This is a genomic window from Nonomuraea sediminis (assembly GCF_018531495.1).
Classification (GTDB): domain Bacteria; phylum Actinomycetota; class Actinomycetes; order Streptosporangiales; family Streptosporangiaceae; genus Nonomuraea; species Nonomuraea sediminis.
In genome coordinates this window covers 11,788-31,427 of sequence record NZ_JAHDTI010000015.1, presented here as the reverse complement: position 1 = coordinate 31,427, position 19,640 = coordinate 11,788, and the positions used below count along the sequence as shown (strand labels likewise).

General features: G+C 70.8%; 17 protein-coding genes. 8 read left to right on the top strand and 9 right to left on the bottom strand.

The window, feature by feature from the left end; genetic code table 11:
* Positions 1 to 65: 65 nt before the first annotated feature.
* The 5 genes from KIK09_RS45760 to phoH2 all read left to right on the top strand — a co-directional run bounded on the left by KIK09_RS45760 (position 66) and on the right by phoH2 (position 4,693).
* The gene (locus tag KIK09_RS45760) at positions 66 to 950 is read left to right on the top strand and encodes a DUF7064 domain-containing protein (protein ID WP_214325828.1); all 885 of its coding nucleotides are present in this window, start codon (positions 66 to 68) and stop codon (positions 948 to 950) included.
* 27 nt (positions 951 to 977) lie between these two features.
* Positions 978 to 1,796 (top strand): amidohydrolase family protein, encoded by an 819-nt coding sequence (locus KIK09_RS45755; RefSeq protein ID WP_214325827.1) that lies wholly within the window; start codon positions 978 to 980, stop codon positions 1,794 to 1,796.
* A 46-nt stretch (positions 1,797 to 1,842) separates the two neighbouring features.
* Positions 1,843 to 2,382: a hypothetical protein gene (locus KIK09_RS45750; protein WP_308164698.1), complete on the top strand. Its 540-nt coding sequence runs from the start codon at positions 1,843 to 1,845 to the stop codon at positions 2,380 to 2,382.
* Between the two features lie 40 nt (positions 2,383 to 2,422).
* Positions 2,423 to 3,184 (top strand): isoprenyl transferase, encoded by a 762-nt coding sequence (locus KIK09_RS45745; protein WP_214325825.1) that lies wholly within the window; start codon positions 2,423 to 2,425, stop codon positions 3,182 to 3,184.
* Positions 3,185 to 3,373: 189 nt separating this feature from the next.
* The gene (phoH2, locus tag KIK09_RS45740) at positions 3,374 to 4,693 is read left to right on the top strand and encodes an RNA 5'-3' helicase PhoH2 (protein ID WP_372455778.1); all 1,320 of its coding nucleotides are present in this window, start codon (positions 3,374 to 3,376) and stop codon (positions 4,691 to 4,693) included.
* Here phoH2 and KIK09_RS45735 read toward each other — a convergent pair.
* The 3 genes from KIK09_RS45735 to KIK09_RS45725 are packed head-to-tail and all read right to left on the bottom strand — an operon-like array spanning position 4,683 to position 7,278.
* Positions 4,683 to 5,198, bottom strand: coding sequence for a hypothetical protein (locus KIK09_RS45735; protein WP_214325824.1), 516 nt, complete (start codon positions 5,196 to 5,198; stop codon positions 4,683 to 4,685). The two genes, phoH2 and KIK09_RS45735, sit on opposite strands and share 11 nt — an antisense overlap.
* Positions 5,195 to 6,607 (bottom strand): ATP-binding protein, encoded by a 1,413-nt coding sequence (locus KIK09_RS45730; RefSeq protein ID WP_214325823.1) that lies wholly within the window; start codon positions 6,605 to 6,607, stop codon positions 5,195 to 5,197. The genes KIK09_RS45735 and KIK09_RS45730 overlap by 4 nt, the downstream gene beginning before the upstream one ends.
* Positions 6,604 to 7,278, bottom strand: a complete 675-nt coding sequence (locus tag KIK09_RS45725) for a response regulator (RefSeq protein WP_214325822.1) — start codon at positions 7,276 to 7,278, stop codon at positions 6,604 to 6,606. The genes KIK09_RS45730 and KIK09_RS45725 overlap by 4 nt, the downstream gene beginning before the upstream one ends.
* 282 nt (positions 7,279 to 7,560) lie before the next feature.
* Here KIK09_RS45725 and KIK09_RS45720 point away from each other — a divergent pair, with 282 nt between their 5' ends.
* Positions 7,561 to 8,253 carry an aggregation-promoting factor C-terminal-like domain-containing protein gene (locus KIK09_RS45720; RefSeq protein WP_250574855.1) on the top strand — a complete coding sequence of 231 codons (693 nt, stop codon included), beginning with the start codon at positions 7,561 to 7,563 and terminating at the stop codon, positions 8,251 to 8,253.
* Positions 8,254 to 8,323: 70 nt separating this feature from the next.
* Positions 8,324 to 10,321 (top strand): glycosyltransferase family 2 protein, encoded by a 1,998-nt coding sequence (locus tag KIK09_RS45715; RefSeq protein ID WP_214325821.1) that lies wholly within the window; start codon positions 8,324 to 8,326, stop codon positions 10,319 to 10,321.
* Here KIK09_RS45715 and KIK09_RS45710 read toward each other — a convergent pair.
* The 5 genes from KIK09_RS45710 to KIK09_RS45690 are packed head-to-tail and all read right to left on the bottom strand — an operon-like array spanning position 10,311 to position 16,326.
* Positions 10,311 to 11,441 carry an alpha/beta hydrolase family protein gene (locus KIK09_RS45710; RefSeq protein WP_214325820.1) on the bottom strand — a complete coding sequence of 377 codons (1,131 nt, stop codon included), beginning with the start codon at positions 11,439 to 11,441 and terminating at the stop codon, positions 10,311 to 10,313. The genes KIK09_RS45715 and KIK09_RS45710 overlap by 11 nt on opposite strands.
* Positions 11,441 to 12,433: an alpha/beta fold hydrolase gene (locus tag KIK09_RS45705; RefSeq protein WP_214325819.1), complete on the bottom strand. Its 993-nt coding sequence runs from the start codon at positions 12,431 to 12,433 to the stop codon at positions 11,441 to 11,443. The genes KIK09_RS45710 and KIK09_RS45705 overlap by 1 nt, the downstream gene beginning before the upstream one ends.
* A complete protein-coding gene (locus KIK09_RS45700; RefSeq protein WP_214325818.1) occupies positions 12,430 to 13,704 on the bottom strand; it encodes an MFS transporter in 1,275 nt (424 codons plus the stop codon). The genes KIK09_RS45705 and KIK09_RS45700 overlap by 4 nt, the downstream gene beginning before the upstream one ends.
* Before the next feature lie 31 nt (positions 13,705 to 13,735).
* Positions 13,736 to 15,574 carry a helix-turn-helix domain-containing protein gene (locus tag KIK09_RS45695; protein ID WP_308164697.1) on the bottom strand — a complete coding sequence of 613 codons (1,839 nt, stop codon included), beginning with the start codon at positions 15,572 to 15,574 and terminating at the stop codon, positions 13,736 to 13,738.
* Entirely contained in the window at positions 15,574 to 16,326 is a 753-nt protein-coding gene (locus tag KIK09_RS45690; protein WP_214325817.1) for a 3-hydroxybutyrate dehydrogenase, read from the bottom strand. Before KIK09_RS45690 ends, KIK09_RS45695 begins: the two co-directional genes overlap by 1 nt.
* Before the next feature lie 599 nt (positions 16,327 to 16,925).
* Between KIK09_RS45690 and trpD the strand changes: the two genes are divergently transcribed.
* Positions 16,926 to 17,966, top strand: a complete 1,041-nt coding sequence (gene trpD, locus KIK09_RS45685) for an anthranilate phosphoribosyltransferase (protein WP_214325816.1) — start codon at positions 16,926 to 16,928, stop codon at positions 17,964 to 17,966.
* A gap of 245 nt (positions 17,967 to 18,211) precedes the next feature.
* Here trpD and KIK09_RS45680 read toward each other — a convergent pair whose 3' ends face one another.
* Positions 18,212 to 19,597 carry a class II fumarate hydratase gene (locus tag KIK09_RS45680; RefSeq protein ID WP_214325815.1) on the bottom strand — a complete coding sequence of 462 codons (1,386 nt, stop codon included), beginning with the start codon at positions 19,595 to 19,597 and terminating at the stop codon, positions 18,212 to 18,214.
* Between the last annotated feature and the right edge of the window lie 43 nt (positions 19,598 to 19,640).

The following is a 19,640-nucleotide window of genomic DNA, read 5'->3' as shown; positions in this document are numbered from 1 at the left end:
CGCGGGTGAGCGACGCGCGGGTCGAGGAACTCGCAAGCCGCCGTGCTAAATGGTGAAATATCCAAGTGCGGGTCTTGAATATGGCGGAATGGGCGATCGGCGCGCGGGACGAGGCGCTGCATCAGTCGGACGGCGAGCACCTGTGGAATGAGTCCTATTATTTCGACTTCACGACATCCGATGGATCATTAGCCGGATACATCCGCCTGGGCATTTACCCGAACTGGAACAGGGCCTGGTACTGGGCCTGCCTGGTCGGGCGCGATCGCCCGACGGTGCTGCTCGTGGACAACGCGGCACCGCTGCCGGGTGCGGATCTGGAAGTATCCGGCGCGGAGTACACGGCGGCCATGGCCGTGGAGAGGCCGCTCGAATCCGCCCGCGTGACCCTGCGCGCCCAGGACCTCGACCTCGACCTCCGCTGGCAGAGCGTGGGCGGCGTCTACGGCTACTCGCTGACACCCCGCTACGAGATCCCGTGCCTGGTGAGCGGCACGGTCAACGGCAGGCCGTTCGAGGGCCACGGCGAGCGCGACCACAGCTGGGGCGTGCGCGACTGGTGGTCGCTCTCCTGGACCTGGAGCAGCGGCCGGCTCGAGGACGGCACGTTCGTGCACGGCATGCAGGCCAACATCGGCATGCCGCTGCCCTGGCCGGCCTTCACGGTCACGCCGGGCGGCGAACTCACGCACGCCGACGGGTTCGCGGTGGGCGCCGACTTCGAGGGCGACCAGCCCGTGGAGGCGCGGCTGGAGTATCCGCGGATGACCACGATCGTGACGCCGATCGCGTTCGCGCCGGTCACGCTGACCTCGCCGGAGGGCGCCAAGGCCGAGTTCTCGCGCGCGCTGTGCCGTTTCACGGCGCAGGACGGGCGCGGCGGCTACGGCTGGACGGAGTGGCACCAGCCGCCAGGCTGGCGCGAGCACGGCTGGCACCCCTTGCTCTGATATATCCAGACATCCTAGGTTTGCTAGGTGATTGTCGACGCGCACCAGCACTTCTGGGACCTGGACAAGGGCTCCTACCCGTGGCTGACGCCCGAGGCGGGCATCCTCTACCGCACCTACGCGCCCGAGGACCTGGCGCCGGAGCTCGCGGAAGCCGGCGTGACCGGCACGATCCTGGTGCAGGCGGCCAACTCCGTCGCCGACACCGACCTGATGCTGGCCCAGGCGGACAACAACGACTTCGTCCGCGGTGTGGTCGGCTGGGTCCCGCTGACGGATCCGGCGCAGGCCGCCGAAGCAATCACGAAATATCGGAAACATCCGAAGTTTGTCGGGGTCCGTCACCTCATCCACGACGAACCGGATCCCGACTGGGTGGTCCAGCCCGCGGTCCTGGAGTCGCTCGGCCTGCTGGCCGAGGCGGGGCTGGCCTTCGACGTGGTGTCGCTGCTGCCCCGCCACCTGGAGCACGTCGTCACGCTGGCCGAGCGGCACCCCACGCTGAAGCTCGTCATCGATCACCTGTCCAAGCCGCGCATCAGGGATGGCGAGCTCGAGCCCTGGGCCACCCTGCTGCGCAGGGCGGCGGCCTGCCCGAACGTCCATGCCAAGGTGTCTGGCCTGGTCACCGAGGCCGACCACGAACGCTGGACGGTGGCCGACCTGCGGCCCTACGTCGACCACGCGGTGGAGGTGTTCGGGCCGGAGCGGCTGATGTTCGGCAGCGACTGGCCGGTGGCCCTGCAGGCGGCCGACTACCGGACCGTGCTCGGTACGGCTCGCGAACTGCTCGGCGACGCCGACGAGGTCTTCACCAGGACCGCCGCCCGTTTCTACGGGGTTTAGCTGGCTTTGGGGCGGAAATCTCTCCCTGATGGGGGGACTACGCTGTGTGGACGGCTCTTACCTGACCGTCACGCCGATTCCGTGCACCGACAGCGTCGGCATACCGTACGAGATCACCCTCGAGCTGCGTCGCGACGGCACGCCGTACGGGACCGTGGGGGAGCGGTGCGGCTGGTTCCTGGCGCGGCTGTCGCGCGGCGTGGACGAGGCCCGCGAGGGCCGGGGCGAGGCGCGGCTGTGGCCCGACCCCGACGACCGTTTCCCCGACGAGGAACCCGACAGCGAGCTGTTCTCCTTCCGCTACCGCACCAGATCGGGCGCGATCGGCGGGGGAGAGCTGCGCTGCCAGCTGAGGACGATTCCCCTCTGGGTTCCTGGGCAGGACAACCATGGAGAGTGGCGCGTCACGCGCCGGGCCTTCGTGGAGGCGTGGGGCGCCGGCGGGGTCGGCATGCGTGCCGTGCTGACCTCGTCCGAGCTTGCCGCGTTCGTCCGTGGCCTGGTCACCGAGGCTGAGGGCTGCCTGGGCGGAAGGAACCTGGCCAGGAATCCCGTTGAGGGGGCGGGCAGGGGCGAAAGGCGGTGATAATGACCTGTTGGGTCATCCGTCTGGGGAGGGACACTCCGTGGGCCTGCGCGATCTGGTCTACCGGCTGTACGAGCGCCGGCTGGAGGCCAAGCTGTCGAAAGACAGCGTCCCCCGGCACGTCGGGGTCATCATCGACGGCAACCGCCGATGGGCCCGGGCCATGGGCATGCGGGACGTCGCGAGCGGCCATCGCAAGGGCGCCGACAAGATCTCCGAGCTGCTCGGCTGGTGCCGGGAGACGGGCGTGGAGGTCGTCACGGTCTGGATGCTGTCCAGCGACAACCTCAACCGGCCCAAGGACGAGCTCGAGCCGCTCCTGCGCATCATCGAGGACGTGACGCAGGAGCTGGTGGAGGAGGGCTGGCGGATCATCCCCGTCGGCGCGCTCGACCTGCTGCCCGACAGGACGGCGAATGTCCTGAAAAACGCAAAAGAAGTGACATCGCACCGTCCTGGCCTGATTGTGAACGTTGCAGTTGGGTATGGAGGAAGACGTGAGATTGCCGATGCGGTGCGCTCACTCCTCCAGGAGCACGCCAGCAAGGGGGCGAGCATCGAGGACCTCGTGGAGGTTCTGGATGTCGAGCACATCGCGGAGCATCTCTACACTCGCGGCCAGCCAGACCCCGACCTGCTCATCCGCACCAGCGGTGAGCAGCGGCTTTCCGGCTTCATGCTCTGGCAGAGCGCTCACTCCGAGTTCTACTTCCACGAGGCATACTGGCCGGACTTCCGCAGGGTCGACTTCTTGCGGGCACTGCGCGACTACGCCGCGAGACACCGGCGTTACGGCTCCTGATTGTGGGTATTCAGGACGTAGCGTTGCAAGCATCCGGTCACAGACCGGAAGCTTCGGAGAGGGCCCGCCTTTGCACACTCACCTGCCGAGGAGGGCCGGATCTCGCGGCCTCCTCGTAGGCACGGGCCCGGTCCGAATTCCCGCCTCGTCTGCAGGGCGCCGATCCCCTTGGCGCCCGGGGGAGAACGTGTGGCAGTGTCCTCGAGCAACCCTTCGACCAGCCTCGCCAAGCGCACCTACGTGCTGGACACCTCGGTCCTGCTAGCCGACCCGGCGGCCATGACCAGGTTCGCCGAGCACGACGTCGTGCTTCCGATCGTGGTGATCACGGAGTTGGAGGGTAAGCGGCACCATCCCGAACTTGGCTACTTCGCCCGCAAGGCCTTGCGCTACCTGGACGACCTGCGGGTCCAGTACGGCCGGCTGGACGAGCCGATGCCGACGGGGGATGGCACGATCAGGGTCGAGCTCAACCACAGCGACCCGTCCATCTTGCCCGCCGGTTTCCGCCTTGGCGACAACGACACCCGCATCCTGACCGTGGCCCGCTCGCTGGCCGCCGAAGGCTGCGACGTGGTGCTGGTGTCCAAGGACCTGCCCATGCGGGTCAAGGCGGCCTCGATCGGCTTGGCGGCCGAGGAGTACCGCGCCGAGCTGGTGATCGAGTCGGGCTGGACGGGCATGGCCGAGATCCAGGTGACCACCGGCGACGTGGAGACGCTCTTCGAGCACGGCACAGCCGACCTGGACGAGGCCAGGGACATGCCGGCGCACACCGGCCTGCGGCTGCTGTCGAACAAGGGCTCCGCGCTCGGCCGGGTGCTGCCGGACAAGTCGGTGCGGCTGGTGCGCGGCGACCGCGAGGCGTTCGGCCTGCACGGCCGCTCCGCCGAGCAGCGCATCGCGCTCGAGCTGCTGATGGACCCGGAGATCGGCATCGTGTCGCTGGGCGGCAGGGCGGGCACGGGCAAGTCCGCGCTGGCGCTGTGCGCGGGCCTGGAGGCCGTTCTGGAGCGCCGCCAGCACCGCAAGGTGGTCGTCTTCCGCCCGCTGTACGCGGTCGGCGGGCAGGAGCTCGGCTACCTGCCCGGATCCGAGGGCGAGAAGATGGGCCCGTGGGCGCAGGCGGTCTACGACACGCTCGGCGCCGTCACCTCTCCCGAGGTGATCGAGGAGGTGCTGGAACGCGGCATGCTGGAGGTGCTCCCGCTCACCCACATCCGCGGCCGCTCGCTGCACGACGCGTTCGTGATCGTGGACGAGGCCCAGTCGCTGGAGCGCGGCGTGCTGCTGACCGTCCTGAGCCGCATCGGCGCCAACTCCCGCGTGGTGCTCACCCACGACATCGCCCAGCGCGACAACCTGCGGGTGGGCCGGCACGACGGCGTGGTCGCGGTGGTGGAGAAGCTCAAGGGCCACCCGCTGTTCGCGCACGTGACGCTGACCCGGTCGGAGCGCTCGCCGATCGCGGCGCTGGTGACCGAAATGCTGGAGGACATCACCCTGTAGCGGGCTTGAGGTCCGCGCACGTGAACCGCCCTTCCGACCTGGAGGGGCGGTTTTCGTAACGGTGGATGATGCGCACCTGCTCGAAGGCCGCGTCCTGCTGCGCCGTACAGACGATCTGCGCCTTGGCCAGCCGGGTCATGGTGCCCTCGCCCTTGACGAAGACCGTCAGTGTCGAGGTCCTGGGCAGCTGGATCTCGTCGCGCTGGATGGGGTTCAGCGAATCCTCGATGCCTTCCAGGGTGAAGCCGCGCAGCGCGGTGTCCAGGTCGCCCAGCGAGGCGGTGGAGGCGTCGAACAGCGCGGTGAGCAGGCTGCCGACCGTGTCGGAGTCGACGTCGGCCGGCTGCAGGATGAGCTTGCCGTCCTTGAGCAGGAAGATCGTCTTGGTGGGCGGCGGGATCTCGATCGTGGGCGGCTTGCCGCGATCCGTCACGTCCGTGGGCGTGATCCCGCATCCCGCCACCAACAGCAGCAGTACGGCAGGCAACACTCGCCGGGCGTTCATTGGTGCGGAAGCCAGACCGTGAAGAGCGTTCCAGGGTCCTGCGGGCGCACCGAGATCGTGCCGCCGTGCAGGTGCACGTTGGCCCGCGCGATGGACAGCCCGAGCCCGCTGCCCTGGCTGCGGCCCCGCGCGCCCGCCTTGAAGAAGCGGTCGAACACGTGCGGCAGCGCCTCCGGCGGGATCCCGGCACCGTGGTCGCGCACCTTCACCTCCAGCCCGTTCTCGGTGCCCCTGGCGCTGATCATGACGGGAGGCTTCCCGTGCTTGAGCGCATTGCCGACCAGGTTGGCCACGATCACGTCGAACCGCCTCGGGTCCAGGTTGACGGTCAGGCCCTGCGAGGCGTTGACCCGCACTCCGTCGTTCCAGCCGCGCATCTCCAGGCAGTCCTGGATGGCGTCGGCCACGTTGACCGGCTCCACGTTGAGCGTGGCCGTGCCCGCGTCGAAGCGGCTGACCTCGATGAGGTGCTCGACCAGCTCACGCAGCCGCTCCACCTCGTTGAGCATCAGCCTGACCGCCTCGGCGGGCGCCTTGGGCAGGTAGTTGGCCTCCTCGGAGAGCATGTCGGCCACCGCCGTCATGGCGGTCAGCGGCGTGCGCAGCTCGTGGGAGACGTCGGCCACGAACCTGCGCGACATCGCCTCCAGCGCGCGCAGCTCGGACACGCTCAGCTCGAGCGCCGCCGCCGCGTCGTTGAAGCGGGCCGTCAGCTCGGCCAGCTCGTCCTGCCCGTGCACGGGCAGGCGGGTGTCCAGCCGTCCCTGGCCGAGCGCCTGCGCGGCCGCGCTGAGCCGCCGCACCGGCAGCAGCACGCGCCTGGCCGACACCAGCGCGACCACCAGAGCGATCAGTAAAATCACCACGCTGCCCTGGACGAGCTTGACCCGCAGCATGTCGAGCTGGTTCTCCTCGTCGTGCAGCGGGAAGAAGACGAACGCGCGCAGCCCGGTGGCCTCCGGCGCCGCCGTCCCCTCCCTGCGGAACAGGGCGGTGCCGACGATGAGCCAGAGCTGGCCCTTGATCACCTTGCGCTGGGTGGCCACCCCGCTCCTGGCCTGGCCGGCCAGCTCGTTGGGGATGTCGCTCATCGACAGCGTGCCGTTGGCGTAGGTCAGGTTGCCGTACTCGATGAAGACGCTGCGGCCAGGGCCGTCGAGCACCCGGCCGATGGCGTTCAGCTCGCGGGTCGTGGGCGCCGCCTCGCCCTCGCGCAGCCGGCCGACGGGGAAGGTGATCCTGCCCAGCTCCCTGGTCACCAGGTCGATCGAGGTCTTCTCCGCCCTGGTCACCAGCGCGCTCTTGGCCAGCTCGAACCCGATCGTGGCCACGATGACGGAGGCGGCCACGGCGACGAGGGTGAAGGTGATGACCAGGCGCGCCCGCAGCCCGGATGGCAGCCGGCTCACGGAGGGCTGAACCGGTAACCGAAGCCCCGGACGGTGTGGATGAACACCGGCTCGGCCGGCTTGGGCTCGATCTTGGCTCGTACCCGCTGCACGCAGGCGTCCACCAGCCGGGAGTCGGCCACGTGCGTGTGGTCCCACACGACCCGCAGCAGGTAGCGCCGGTTGAGCACCTGGCCGGGGTGGCGCACCAACTCGAGCAGCAGCCGCAGCTCGGTCGGGGTCAGGTGGATCTCCTTGTTGGCCAGCGTGACCTTCAGCGCGCCCCGGTCGATCATCAGGTCGCCGAAGGAGATCCGGTCGGAGGCCGCCGACTCGGCCCTGCGCAGGATGGCGCGGATGCGGGCGTCCAGCACGCGCGGCTCGACGGGCTTGACCACGTAGTCGTCGGCGCCCGCCTCCAGGCCCACGACCACGTCCAGGTCGTCGCCGCGCGCGGTGAGCAGGATGACGGGCAGCTGGTCCAGGCGGCGGATCCGGCGGCACACCTCCACGCCGTCGATGCCGGGCAGCATGACGTCCAGGATCGCGATCTCGGGGCGGCGGGAGCGGATGTGGTCCAGTGCCTCTTCGCCGGTGGCATAAGACGTGACAGAATGCCCCTGCCTTGTCAGCGCCAGCTCGAGAGCGGTGCGGACCGAGAGGTCGTCTTCGACGAGGAGGATGCCAGCCACTGGCACATTATGGTTCCATGTCGTGGATATCCGAGTTCTGTCATAGAACTGTGACATGTCGCGCACGAGATCCCAAAGAACCACGGGCAGTCTGAAATCGGTCCTCCCTTCGGCGGGGGCGCGAAGGGCGGGCCTACAGAATGTGACCAAAGTCACACCGGTCACTGATCACCCCTCCAACCTGGCGGTTAGTCAACGGGGCGCCAACCGATTATCCCGTATCGGTTGCGGACCACCCCCCAGGACAGGGCAAGCTCATTGGTCGTGAGCCCAGGTCCGCAGTTGAGTGAGCGCCCCGCGCAGGAAACCCCCCGCTCGGCCCGCCGACCGGCGCGTTTGACCCCCAAGCGCATCGTGATGATCGGCCTGTCCGCCGTCGTGGTCTTCGGCGGTGGCGGTTTCGTCGCCTACCGCGCCATCGAGAACGCCAAGGCGCCGCAGGTCACCCCTCTCTCGCCGCAGGACTTCGGCAAGCTCGCCAGCGGCAACTTCGACGCGCCCGACCCCGAGACGGACGCGCTCAAGGAGGCGGCCGTCCAGGCGTGGAAGGCCGACGAGCTGAAGAAGGGCCGCTCCGGCGGCGACGACGGCCTCGACTGGGTCCAGGCCAAGAAGAAGCCGGGCGGCAACGGCTTCCCGACCGGCAACTTCCCGCCGGGCAGCAACCCGTCCCCGGGCTCCAACAAGGCCGTCGGCAAGGAGATGATGATGGCCGCCGGCTTCGGCGCGGACCAGTGGGGCTGCCTGGAGAAGCTCTGGACCAAGGAGAGCGGCTGGAACGAGCGGGCGATGAACCGCTACTCCGGCGCCTACGGCATCGCCCAGGCCCTGCCCGGCAGCAAGATGGCCAGCGCGGGCTCCGACTGGCAGACCAACGCCGCCACCCAGATCAAGTGGGGACTCGGCTACATCAAGGGCCGCTACGGCACGCCCTGCGGAGCCTGGGGCCACTCGCAGTCCACCGGATGGTACTAGCCGGTCATCTTTCCCTCCGGAATCGGCAAGCCACCGGGTCAGATCGGGTAGGACGGCGCACGCTGGCCGCATGGGTGTGAAGGTCAGCGTGATCGTCAGTGTCCATAACCCCGGCGACCGCGCCGACGCGTGCATCCGCTCCGTCCTGGAGCAGCCGATGCCCGCGGACGAGTACGAAGTGATCATCGTCGACGACGGGTCGACGGACGGCATCGCCGAGCGGCTGGACACGGTCGCCGCGCTCAGGAGCAACGTGCGCGTGCTGCACCTGCCGCACACCGGCTCGCCCATGCGAGGCCGCAACGTGGGCCTGGCCGCCGCCAAGGGCACCTACGTCTACCTGCTCGACCAGTACGACCGGCTGGCCCGCGGCGCGATCGTGCGCATGTACGACCGGGCCGTCGAGACCGACGCCGACGTGCTGATCGGCCGCCTGGTGAGCGACGTCGGCCAGCCGATGACCGCCTTCGAGTCCAGCGCCGAACGCGCCGACATCCTGCGCGACAGGCTGCTCACCCTCCTGACCCCGCACAAGCTGCTGCGCAGGTCCTTCCTGGAGCAGCACGGGATCGGCTTCCCCGTGCCGGGCGGCCGGGTCGCCGAGCAGACCTTCTCGGTCCGCGCCTACCTGCTCGCCAAGGTCGTGGCCGTGCTGGCCGAGGAGGTCTGCTGCCACCTGGGCGCGCCCGCCGAGGCCGGCGAGGAGGACCCCAAGGCCGTCGCCGCCGAGCTGCGCGAGCTGTTCGCCGCGATCGACGCGCACACCGAGGAGGGCCGCCAGCGCGACCGCATGTACGCGCACTGGTTCCGCACCACCGTCCTGCGTCCCTTCCTGACCCCGCGCTTCGCCGGCTCCTCCGTCGACCGCGGGATGCACTTCACCCTCGCCAGGGACCTGGTGCTCGCCCACCTGCCCGAGCGGCTGGACCGCCACCTGCCCGTGCAGCTGCGCGTGGTCGCCGCGCTGATCAGGGCGGGCCGGCTGGACCAGCTGATCACACTGGCCAACGCCTCGCGCCGCGCCGGGCTCCGCGCCGACCTGCGCGAGATGGGCTGGGACTCCGACGTGCTCGTGCTCGGCCTGAGCGTCGAGGTGCTCGCCGACGGCGGCGAGCCCGCCAGGTTCCGCGCCGAGGGCGACAAGCTGCTGTGGTGCCCGCCCCGCGCGATCGACCTCGACCTGCTGCCGCCCGGCATCACCGACGTCACCTCGGCCGTCGAGCGGGCCCGCGTCGAGGTCTACGTCCGCCACGCCGGCACCGGAGTGATCCACTTCCTGCCCGTCGACTTCCACGTGGAGCGCGTCCCCGACGGGAACGACATCCGCCTGATCATCGCGGGCGAGGCCAGGCTCGACGTCAGCACCGCCGCCCTGGGCGAGCCACTGGCCTCCGGCCAGTGGGAGGTGCACGTGCGCATGTACGGCGGAGCCGACCAGGCCAGGACCCGCGTCAGCCGCCCCGAGGGCCCGCTGAACTGCCTGGGAGTGCTCGCCCAGCATCCCAGGCGGCGCCTGGTCGTGCCGTGCTGGAGCGACGCGGGCGAGCTCGGCCTGGTCATCGAGCCGCGCTCGTTCTGCGAGTCGATCGCGCTGGTGTCGCCGGGCGCCGACCTCAAGCGCAAGGACGGCCACGTCTACGTCGTCCTGCCCGTCCCCTACGTGCCGCCGAGCGGCGGCCCGCCGATCGAGCTGGTGCTGCGCAACACCGCGGGACCGCCGCGCGAGCTCGTCGTGCCCGCGCTGGTCGAGCCCGGCATGCGCGGCAGGATGGCCGGCCAGCTGGTGGCCAAGGTGCCGGTCAAACGGCTGGCGCCCGGCAGGGACGCGCTCGGTCCCGGCGCGTGGATGTCGTGGCTGCGCGACGAGGACGGCGAGACCGGGCTCAGGTTCGGGCTGGAGATGCGCCACGGCAGGGTCGCCGTCTGCGCCTCGACCGAGATCGATCCCGAGCGGCAGTCGCCGTACGGGCACGACAGCGCGCTGGTGCGGCTGGCCCGCCGCGTGCCGGGCGCCAGGCACCTGGCGCGGCTGGCACGCGCGGGCAAGCACCGCTATCTCAGGGACTGACCCAGGCCTCCAGCTCGTCCAGGGCGTTCCTGAACGCGGGCAGGATGGGCTTGAGCCGGTCCGGGTAGACGTCGACCAGGCTGTCGAGGTGGTTGCCGCCCTCGATCCGGTAGTAGCGGAACGGCCGGTGCGGGCCGACCATCCTGGCGTACACGTCGGAGTCGCGGCTGATCGGCAGCAGCGAGTCGAGCGTGCCGTGCAGCGTGATCAGCGGCTTGGTGATCCTGCCGGTCAGCGCGATCCGCGCCACCGCGGCGTACGGCATGCGCGCGTCGTAGTCGTAGTCCGCCGGCTCGCCGGTGTAGTCCGGGTCGAGCTCCTTCTGGTAGATCCGCTGGGTCAGCTCCCAGTAGTACTGGCGGTGGAACGGCCACAGGAAGTCCGACTCGGGGGCGAAGCCCGCGGCCGCCGGGTCGCCCTTCAGCGCCGTGGGCAGGAAGTTCAGCAGGTTGTCGCCCTTGACGCGCCAGAGCGTGCCCTCCCAGTCCAGGCCGCCGTCGTAGAGCCAGCCACGGTTCTCCAGCTGCCACCTGACCAGGTAGCCGCCGTTGGAGATGCCCGCCATGAACGTGCGGGCGGGCGGCCTGCCGTACCGCTGCCTGACGACCGCCTTGGCGGCCAGGGTGAGCTGCGTGACCCGGGTGTTCCACTCGGCCATGGCGTCGCCGGGGCGCCGGTCGCCGGCGTAGAAGGCCAGGCCGGTGTTGCCCTTGTCGGTGGCGGCGAAGGCGTAGCCCTTGGACAGCACCCAGTCGGAGATCGTGAAGTCGTTGGCGTACTGCTCCCTGTTACCCGGCGTGCCGGTGATGATCAGGCCGCCGTTCCACTTCTCCGGCAGGCGGATGACGAACTGGGAGTCGTGGTTCCAGCCGTGGTCGGTGTTGGTGGTGGAGGTGTCGGGGAAGTAGCCGTCGATCTGGATGCCGGGCACGCCCGTCGGGTTGACCGTGGTCCTGGAGTGCAGGCCGGCCCAGTCCGCCGGGTCGGTGTGGCCGGTCTGGACGGTCCCCGCGGTGGTCAGGTCGTCGAGCGTGGCCACGACCTGCTTCTCCGCGCCGGGGACCGTCAGGGGTAAGACGGGGGTCAGCAGGCTCGCCACCAGCGACAGCGCGACGAGCATCAGGCGCTCCTCAGGTGCTCGACGAGCGCGGCGGTGAAGTCCTGCGGCCTGTCCAGGTGCGGCGTGTGCCCGCACCCGTCGAAGACGATCTCCCTGAAGTTCCCGTACCGCTCCAGTACGGCCCGCGTCTGCGTCACCATGGGCTGGCCAGGCGTGCCGGGGGAGCCGGGCACGACGCCGAGCACGCCCAGGTGGGCCAGGTCGAACAGGGACGTGTCGGAGACGATCACGTCGTCGGCGCCCCTGAGCCACAGGATCGGCGGCTTCGGCTCGATGTCGTGCAGGTCGTCGAGCCGGAAGTAGGTGGGCGACAGGGCGTTGAGGATGCCGGTCTTGCCGGGGGCCACACCGGGCCACTCGGCCGAGGCGACCGCGTCGCCCGGGTAGTTGGCCTCGCCCACCACGGTCGTGAGCATGGAGGCCACGTAGAAGTCCTCGTCGTCGACCGGGCGGGTCACGTAGGCGCTCCTGAAGACGCTGCGGGGCGACGTCGCTGACTCATCCGACGTGTCGGCGTTCCTGAGGCGCTCGACGAAGTCCGGGTTGGCGCCTCCCGCTCCCGCGCCGGTGCCGTCGGGGTGGGTGAGGCGGCCGTCGGCGCCCTCGGTGCCGCCGAACCCGTACGGCGAGACGGGGTTGACCAGCGTGATGCTCCTGACCAGGCCCGGGTGCTCGCGCAGGAACTGCAGCACGATCCCGCCGCCCATGCTCCAGCCCACCAGGTGGACCCGCTCCAGGCCGAGCGCGCCGACGAGCTCGTGCAGGTCGTCGGAGAAGTCGCGCACGCCGCGCGTGGCGTCGACAGGGGCGGGGTCGCTCTCGCCGAAGCCGCGCAGGTCGGGCGCCAGCCCACGGAAGCCGTCGGGCAGCGCGGCGAGGGCGTCGCGCCAGAACGCGCCGGAGGAGACGTTGCCGTGCACGAACAGCACGGGCTCGCCCGTTTCCGAGGCGGTGCGGACGTGGTGGGTGAGCCTCGCGGTGGTGAGCTTCATGAGACGGTGATCCTCTCGGCCAGGTCACGGCCCTGGGTCTCCCTGGCCCTGAACACCGCGAAGAGGGTGAGCAGGGCCGCGATTCCCAGGTAGATGGAGATGGGGACGCTGCTGCCGTAGGCCTTGAGCAGGGCCACGGCGATGATCGGAGCCAGCGCGCCCGCCACGATCGCGGACAGCTGGGCGCCGATCGACACGCCCGTGTACCGCATCCTCGTCCCGAACAGCTCGGAGAAGAAGGCCGCCTGCGGGCCGTACATCATCCCGTGGAACAGCAGCCCGACCGTGACGGCCAGCGTGATGGCCAGGAAGTTGCCGGTGTTGACCAGCGGGAAGAACGCGAAGATCCAGATCCCGATGCCGGCCGCGCCCGCCAGGTAGATCGGCCGGCGGCCGACGCGGTCCGACAGCGCGCCCCACATCGGGATCGTGACGAAGTGGATGGCCGAGGCGATGAGGATGGCCTCGAGCACGGTGGAGTTCTCCACCTTGACGGTCTTGGCGTAGGCGATCACGAAGACGGTGAGCAGGTAGAAGGAGATGTTCTCCGCCAGCCGCGCGCCGATCGCCGTCAGCACGTCGCGCCAGTGGTGGCGGAGCACGCCGACGATCGGCGCCCGCTCCTCCTTCGGCGCCTCGAGGAACAGCGGCGACTCGGTGATCGAGAGCCGGATCCACAGCCCGATCAGCACCAGCACGCCCGACAGCAGGAACGGCACCCGCCAGCCCCAGCTCAGGAACGTCTCCTCGGACTGCGTGGCGGCCAGCACGGCCAGCACGCCGGTGGCCAGCAGGTTCCCGCCCGGCGCGCCCGCCTGCGGCCACGAGGCCCAGAAGCCGCGCCGCCCGGCCTCGCCGTGCTCGGACACGATCAGCACCGCGCCGCCCCACTCGCCGCCCAGCGCGAACCCCTGCACCAGCCGGAGCGCGGTCAGCAGCAGCGGCGCCGCGGCGCCCACGGCTGCGTGCGTGGGCAGGCAGCCGATCAGGAACGTGGCCGCGCCCATCATCAGCAGGCTGACCACCAGCAGCGTCTTGCGCCCTGCCCGGTCGCCGAAGTGGCCGAAGACCAGACCGCCGAGCGGGCGGGCGATGAAGCCGACGGCGTAGGTGAGGAACGCCAGCAGCGTCCCGGTGAGCGGGTCGGCCTCGGGGAAGAACAGTTTGTTGAACACCAGCGCGGCGGCGGAGCCGTACAGGAAGAAGTCGTACCACTCGATGGTGGTGCCGATCAGGCTCGCGGCGACGATCTTCTTGATGGAAGTGGCCATGCCGGTCACGCTAGGGAGTGACCGGCATCACTCATATGGGTGGAAACCCCATACTCTTCGCGCCCGATATGGTGTGCAACCGCAGGGCGAGCTGGATCTCCAGCGCCCGCTCCGGCTCCAGCCATCCCTCGCCGAGCAGCTTGCCGACGCGCTCCAGGCGCTGGGTGACGGTGTTGACGTGGATGTGCATGGCCTCGGCGGTACGCGACGGCGAGCCGCCCGAGGCGAAGTAGGCGGCCAGCGTGTCGACCAGCGCGGTGCCTCTGCGCACGTCGTAGTCCACCACCGGCCCCAGCACGGACCCCACGAACCCGGGCACGTCCCTGCCCTCGCCCAGCAGCAGCCCGACGAAGCCCAGCTCGGCCGCGCTCGCCCCGTCACCCGCGCGCCCGAGCGCGATCAGCGCCTCGGCGCAGCGGCGCGCCTCCTGGTAGGCCTGCGCCACCTCGCGCGAGCGGGCCGCGCCCGCGGTCGCCCGCGCGCCCAGCTCGGCCGCGATCTTCCTGGCCATCGCGCCGGGATCGTCGCCCGGCAGCAGCAGCACGACCTCCTCGCCCCTGGCGGCGGCCAGCCCGTGGTGCAGCGCCGCGTGCGAGGACGCCCAGAACGCCGCCCGCTCGCGCTGCCCGTCGTGCCTGACCACCACGACCACGTGCGGCGCGCCCAGGTCCACGCCCAGCCTGCGGGCGCGGTCGGCCAGGCCGGGGGAGCCGGGGCGGGATATCAGGTCGTCGAGCAGCTCGCCGCGCACCCGGCCCTCGGCCTCGGCCACGCTCCGCCTGAACAGCAGCAGCAGCGCGCACACCAGCGCCGCGCGCTCCAGGATCCGCTCGTCGGCGTCGTCGCTGCGCAGCAGCAGCGTGCACAGCGGCTCGCCGCCGACGTCCACCGACGCGATGAGCAGGTCGCCCTTCCTGACGGTACGGCCCAGCGCCCGCGAGGCCTGGGCGGCCTCGAACACCCCGGCGTCCAGCGCCCCCACCTCGCCCGTGATCGGCCTGCCCAGGTCGTCGAGCACCGCCAGCGAGCCGCCGAGCACCTCGGTCACCACGGCCGCCACGTCCTCGATGCCGCCGCCGCGCAGCACCAGCGAGGTCATCCGGTCGTGGGCCTGCGCGGCCCGCTCGACCACCTCGCCGTGCTCCCTGGCGCTGCGGTGGGCCCGCGACAGCTCCTCGAGGGCGTTCCTGGTCTCCTGCAGCAGCCGCGCGTTGTCGATCGCGACGGCCGCGTGCGCCGCCAGGCTCGACAGCAGCGCCACCTCCTCCTGCAGGAACGGCCTGACGCCCCGGTTGGCCGCGAACAGCACCCCGATCACGCGCTGCCCAAGCCGCAGCGGCACGCCGAGGATCGCGATCAGCCCCTCCTCGTGCACCGCGGAGTCGATGTTGCGGGTGTGGCGGAAGCGCTGGTCCTCCGGATAGTTCGCGGTCCAGTACGGCATGGCGGTCTGCGCCACCAGCCCGCCCAGCCCCGCGCCCATCTCCAGCCGCAGCGACTGGAACGCCGCAGAGGTCGAGCCGGAGGTCACCCGCATGTAGGTGTCGCCCCTGTCCGGGTCGTGCAGCGTCAGGTAGGCCGTGTCGGTGCCGAGCAGCTGCCTGGCCCGGTGCACGATCGCCTCGAGCACGGCGTCCAGGTCGCGCAACGCCGCCAGGTCGCCCGCGGTGTCGTAGAGCGCGGTCAGCTCGGCCTCGCGCCTGGCCCTGCGCCGCAGCAGCTCGCGCACCTTCAGCGCCTCGACCTTGGCGCGCTCAAGCTCCTCCAGGGTCGCCGCGTCCGCGCCGGACGCCCTGGCCTCGAGCACCGGGCCCTCGAACTCGACCGCCGAGGCCTCCCTGGCGAGCAGTTCGAGGAATCGTCTCGCCACTACCTGGCCGTCCAGCCGCCGTCCACGGGAAGCGAGACGCCGGTGATGAACGAGCCCGCGGGTCCGCACAGATAGGCCACCAGTTCCGCCACCTCCTCCGGCTCGATCAGGCGCTTGATGGCGGCCGGCTTGAGCATGACGTCCTCGACGACCTGGCTCGCGTCGATGCCGTGCGTCCTGGCCTGGTCGGCGATCTGGTCCTCGACCAGCCGGGTCCGCACGTAGGCCGGGCACACGCAGGTCGACGTCACGCCGTGCTCGGCGCCCTCCAGCGCGATCACCTTCGACAGGCCCTCAAGCGCGTGCTTGGCCGTCGTGTAGGCCGACTTGTACGGCGAGGCCCGCAACCCGTGCACCGAGGAGATGTTCACGACCCGCCCCCACCCGCTGGCGTACATCCCGGGCAGCACGTGGCGCGCGATCAGGAACGGCGCCTCCACCATGACCTTGAGCATCGTGGCGAACACCTCGGGCGGGAACTCCTCGATCGGAGCCACGTGCTGGAAGCCCGCGTTGTTGACCACGATGTCGACCCGCTCGTCGGGGAAGGCCGACAGGAATCCCGGATCCGCCAGGTCGGCCGCCACCGGCACGCCCCCGACCTCGGCCGCCACCTCCTCCGCGGCCTCCTTGTTCCTGTCGACGACCACCACCCGCGCGCCGTCGGCCGCCAGCCGCCGCGCACACGCCGCCCCGATCCCGGCACCGGCCCCCGTCACCAAGGCAGTCCGCCCGGTCAGCTCCTTCGCCATACCTTCGACGATAGTTCCTCCGCCTATCAGCCCGCATGGTCCCAACACACACATATCCACCCGCCCCTATGGCCCGCCACCACGGCCCACCTCGCCACGCTGCGGCAGGGCTCCCTCACCGGGCCCGGGCAAGGCTGACTCACGGTGGCCGGTCGAGGCTGGCCCACCGCGCCTGGGCGAGGCTCGCTCATCGCGCCGGGGTCGGCGAGGCGTGGTGCGGTGGTTGTCCGGCGCGTTGTACGGCGGGCCAGGGGGACCGGGGTGCCCGGATCACGACACGCCGTGGCGGTGAGCAACAGTCTCCGACTCGCCGGAAGCGCCGGGCACGGGCCCTGAGCCGAAGTGTGGAGGGCGGCCGGTAGCGGCGGCCTTGCCGTACTACTGCTCGTGCCTTGCCCTACTGCTGCAAACGCCTTGCCCTGCTGCTGCAAACGCCTTGCCGTACTGCTGATAACGTTGCGCTCATGAACGCGTTCTTGTACTCGTGGTGGCCCGCCAGGTAGGCGGACCCACGACGCAGCAACGCACCCAGGCCGCCTCGACGAGGCGGCCTCTCGCGTTTCCGGCGCCCTGTCGAGCAAAGAACAGAAAGGCGTCACGTGACCAGCACCTGGCCGGCCCTGCTCGGAACCCTGCTCGACGGCCGATCCCTGTCCAGCCGCGAGGCGGCGTGGGCGATGGACCAGATCATGTCCGGCGCCGCGACCGATGCCCAGATCGCCGGGTTCGCCATCGCGCTGCGCGCCAAGGGCGAGACCGTGGACGAGGTGTCCGGCCTGGCCGACGGCATGCTCGCGCGCTCGTCGGCGATCCGCATCCCCGGCGACACCGTCGACCTGGTCGGCACCGGCGGCGACCGGTCCGGCACCGTGAACGTCTCCACCATGGCCGCCGTCGTGGCCGCCGCGGCCGGGGTGAAGGTGGTCAAGCACGGCGGCAGGGCGTCCTCCTCGGCGGTGGGCGCGGCCGACGTGCTGGAGGAGCTTGGCGTCGTCATCGACCTGCCGCCGGCGGCCGTGGCCCAGGTGGCGGAGGAGGTGGGGATCACGTTCTGCTTCGCGCCGACCTTCCACCCGTCGTTCCGCCGCACGTCAGGGGCGCGCAGGGAGCTCGGGGTGCCCACGGTCTTCAACTTCCTCGGGCCCCTCACCAACCCCGCCCTGCCCGCCGCCCAGGCGGTCGGCGTCTTCCACCCGCGCATGGCCGGGATCATCGCCGGGGTCCTCGCCGAGCGGGGCGGCTCGTCGCTCGTCTTCCGCGGCGACGACGGCCTGGACGAGCTCACCACCTCGGGTCCCTCGACGATCTGGGTGGTACGCCGGGGGACCGCCACCGAGACCCGCTTCGACCCCGCCGACCTCGGCATCCCCCGCTGCACCGTGGCCGACCTGCGCGGCGGCGACGTCGCGCACAACGCGGCGGTCGCCCGCGCCACCTTCTCGGGCGAGCCCGGCCCGGTCCGCGACATCGTCCTCCTCAACGCCGCCGCCGCCATCGTCGCCGCCGACGGCACCCCCACCCCCGACGACCTGACGCCCACCCTTGCAGCGGCCTACAAACGCGCCACCCAAGCCATCGACTCCGGCGCCGCCACCACCCTCCTATCCCACTGGACCACCACCACCCAACACCTCCGCTAACCCCCGGCGCCTAGCCCACCAACAGGCTTCCCCGCCGGGGTCGGCGAGACGTGGCACGGTGGTTGTCCGGCGCCTGGTACGGCGGGCCGGGGGGCCGTGGTGCCTGCGTCACGAAGGGCGTGACGGCGGGTGAGCGTCATCGACTCGCCGGAAGCGCCGGGCGCGGGTCCTCAGCCGGAGTACGGCGGGCGGCCGGTGGCGGCGGCCCGCCGTACAGCAGCAATCAGCTCAAAAGGCGGCAGCAGCTACGGGCGGGTCATGGAGAGGACGTCCAGGGCGGCGTCGAGTTGGGATTCGGTGAGTTTGCCTGAGGCCACGTGGCCGCGTTCGATGACCACCTCGCGGATCGTCTTGCGCTCGGCCAGGGCCTGCTTGGCGACCTTGGCCGCCTCCTCGTACCCGATGTACCGGTTGAGCGGCGTGACGATCGACGGGGACGACTCGGCGTACTCCCGCAGGCGTTCCACGTTGGCCGTGATCCCCGCCACGCAGCGGTCCGCGAGCAGGCGGGAGACGTTGGCCAGCAGGCGGATCGACTCCAGAATGTTGCGGGCGATCACCGGCAGCTGCACGTTGAGCTCGAACGTGCCGGACGCCCCGGCGAAGGTGATGGCGGCGTCGTTGCCGATGACCTGGGCGGCGACCATCGCGGTGGCCTCGGGGATGACCGGGTTGACCTTGCCCGGCATGATCGACGAGCCGGGCTGCAGGTCCGGCAGGTTGATCTCGCCGAGCCCCGCGCGGGGACCCGAGCCCATCCAGCGCAGGTCGTTGGCGATCTTGTTGAGCGAGACGGCGACGACCTTGAGCTGGCCGGAGAGTTCGACGATGGAGTCCTGGGCGCTCTGGGCCTCGAAGTGGTCGGGCGCCTCGACGAACGGGATCCCTGTCGCGTCGCGCAGCTTCTCGACGGCGCGCTCGGCGAAGCCGGGCGGCGTGTTGATGCCGGTGCCGACGGCCGTGCCGCCCAGCGGCAGTTCGAGGACACGCTCGAGGGCCGACCTGACGCGGGCCTCGCCGTGCTCGATCTGGGAGGCGTACCCGCCGAACTCCTGGCCGAGCGTGACCGGGGTGGCGTCCATCAGGTGGGTCCTGCCGGACTTGACCACGTCCGAGAACTCGGCCGCCTTGCCGCGCAGCACGGTGGCCAGGTGGTCGAGCGAGGGCAGCAGGTGGAAGGTCACCTCGGTGGCCGCCGCCACGTGGATCGAGGTGGGGAACACGTCGTTGGACGACTGCGAGGCGTTCACGTGGTCGTTGGGGTGCACGGACCGGCCGAGCCGCTCCTCGGCCAGACTGGCGATCACCTCGTTGGCATTCATGTTGGACGAGGTGCCGGAGCCGGTCTGGAAGACGTCGAGCGGGAAGTGCGAGTCGTGCTCGTTCTCGGCCACGTCGGCGGCGGCCTGCGCGATCGCCTTGGCCAGGTCCTTGTCGATCACGCCGAGCTCGCCGTTGACCTCGGCGGCGACCGCCTTGATCAGGCCGAGCGCGGCGATGTGCGACGGCTCGAGCGGCCGTCCCGACACGGGGAAGTTCTCCACCGCCCGCTGGGTCTGCGCGCGCCACCTCGCCCCCACCGGAACGCGGACTTCCCCCATCGAGTCATGCTCTATCCGGAACTCGCTCATACTCCTAGTCTTGCGCACCGGTTCCGGTCATCCCCGGGGAGGG

Excerpts from the sequence above, each read along its gene's own strand:
- KIK09_RS45735 (WP_214325824.1), bottom strand. The coding sequence starts at position 5,198 with ATGAACGCCCGGCGAGTGTTGCCTGCCGTACTGCTGCTGTTGGTGGCG.
- KIK09_RS45715 (WP_214325821.1), top strand. The coding sequence starts at position 8,324 with ATGGGTGTGAAGGTCAGCGTGATCGTCAGTGTCCATAACCCCGGCGAC.
- KIK09_RS45710 (WP_214325820.1), bottom strand. The coding sequence starts at position 11,441 with ATGCTCGTCGCGCTGTCGCTGGTGGCGAGCCTGCTGACCCCCGTCTTA.
- KIK09_RS45705 (WP_214325819.1), bottom strand. The coding sequence starts at position 12,433 with ATGAAGCTCACCACCGCGAGGCTCACCCACCACGTCCGCACCGCCTCG.
- KIK09_RS45700 (WP_214325818.1), bottom strand. The coding sequence starts at position 13,704 with ATGGCCACTTCCATCAAGAAGATCGTCGCCGCGAGCCTGATCGGCACC.
- KIK09_RS45690 (WP_214325817.1), bottom strand. The coding sequence starts at position 16,326 with ATGGCGAAGGAGCTGACCGGGCGGACTGCCTTGGTGACGGGGGCCGGT.
- KIK09_RS45680 (WP_214325815.1), bottom strand. The coding sequence starts at position 19,597 with ATGAGCGAGTTCCGGATAGAGCATGACTCGATGGGGGAAGTCCGCGTT.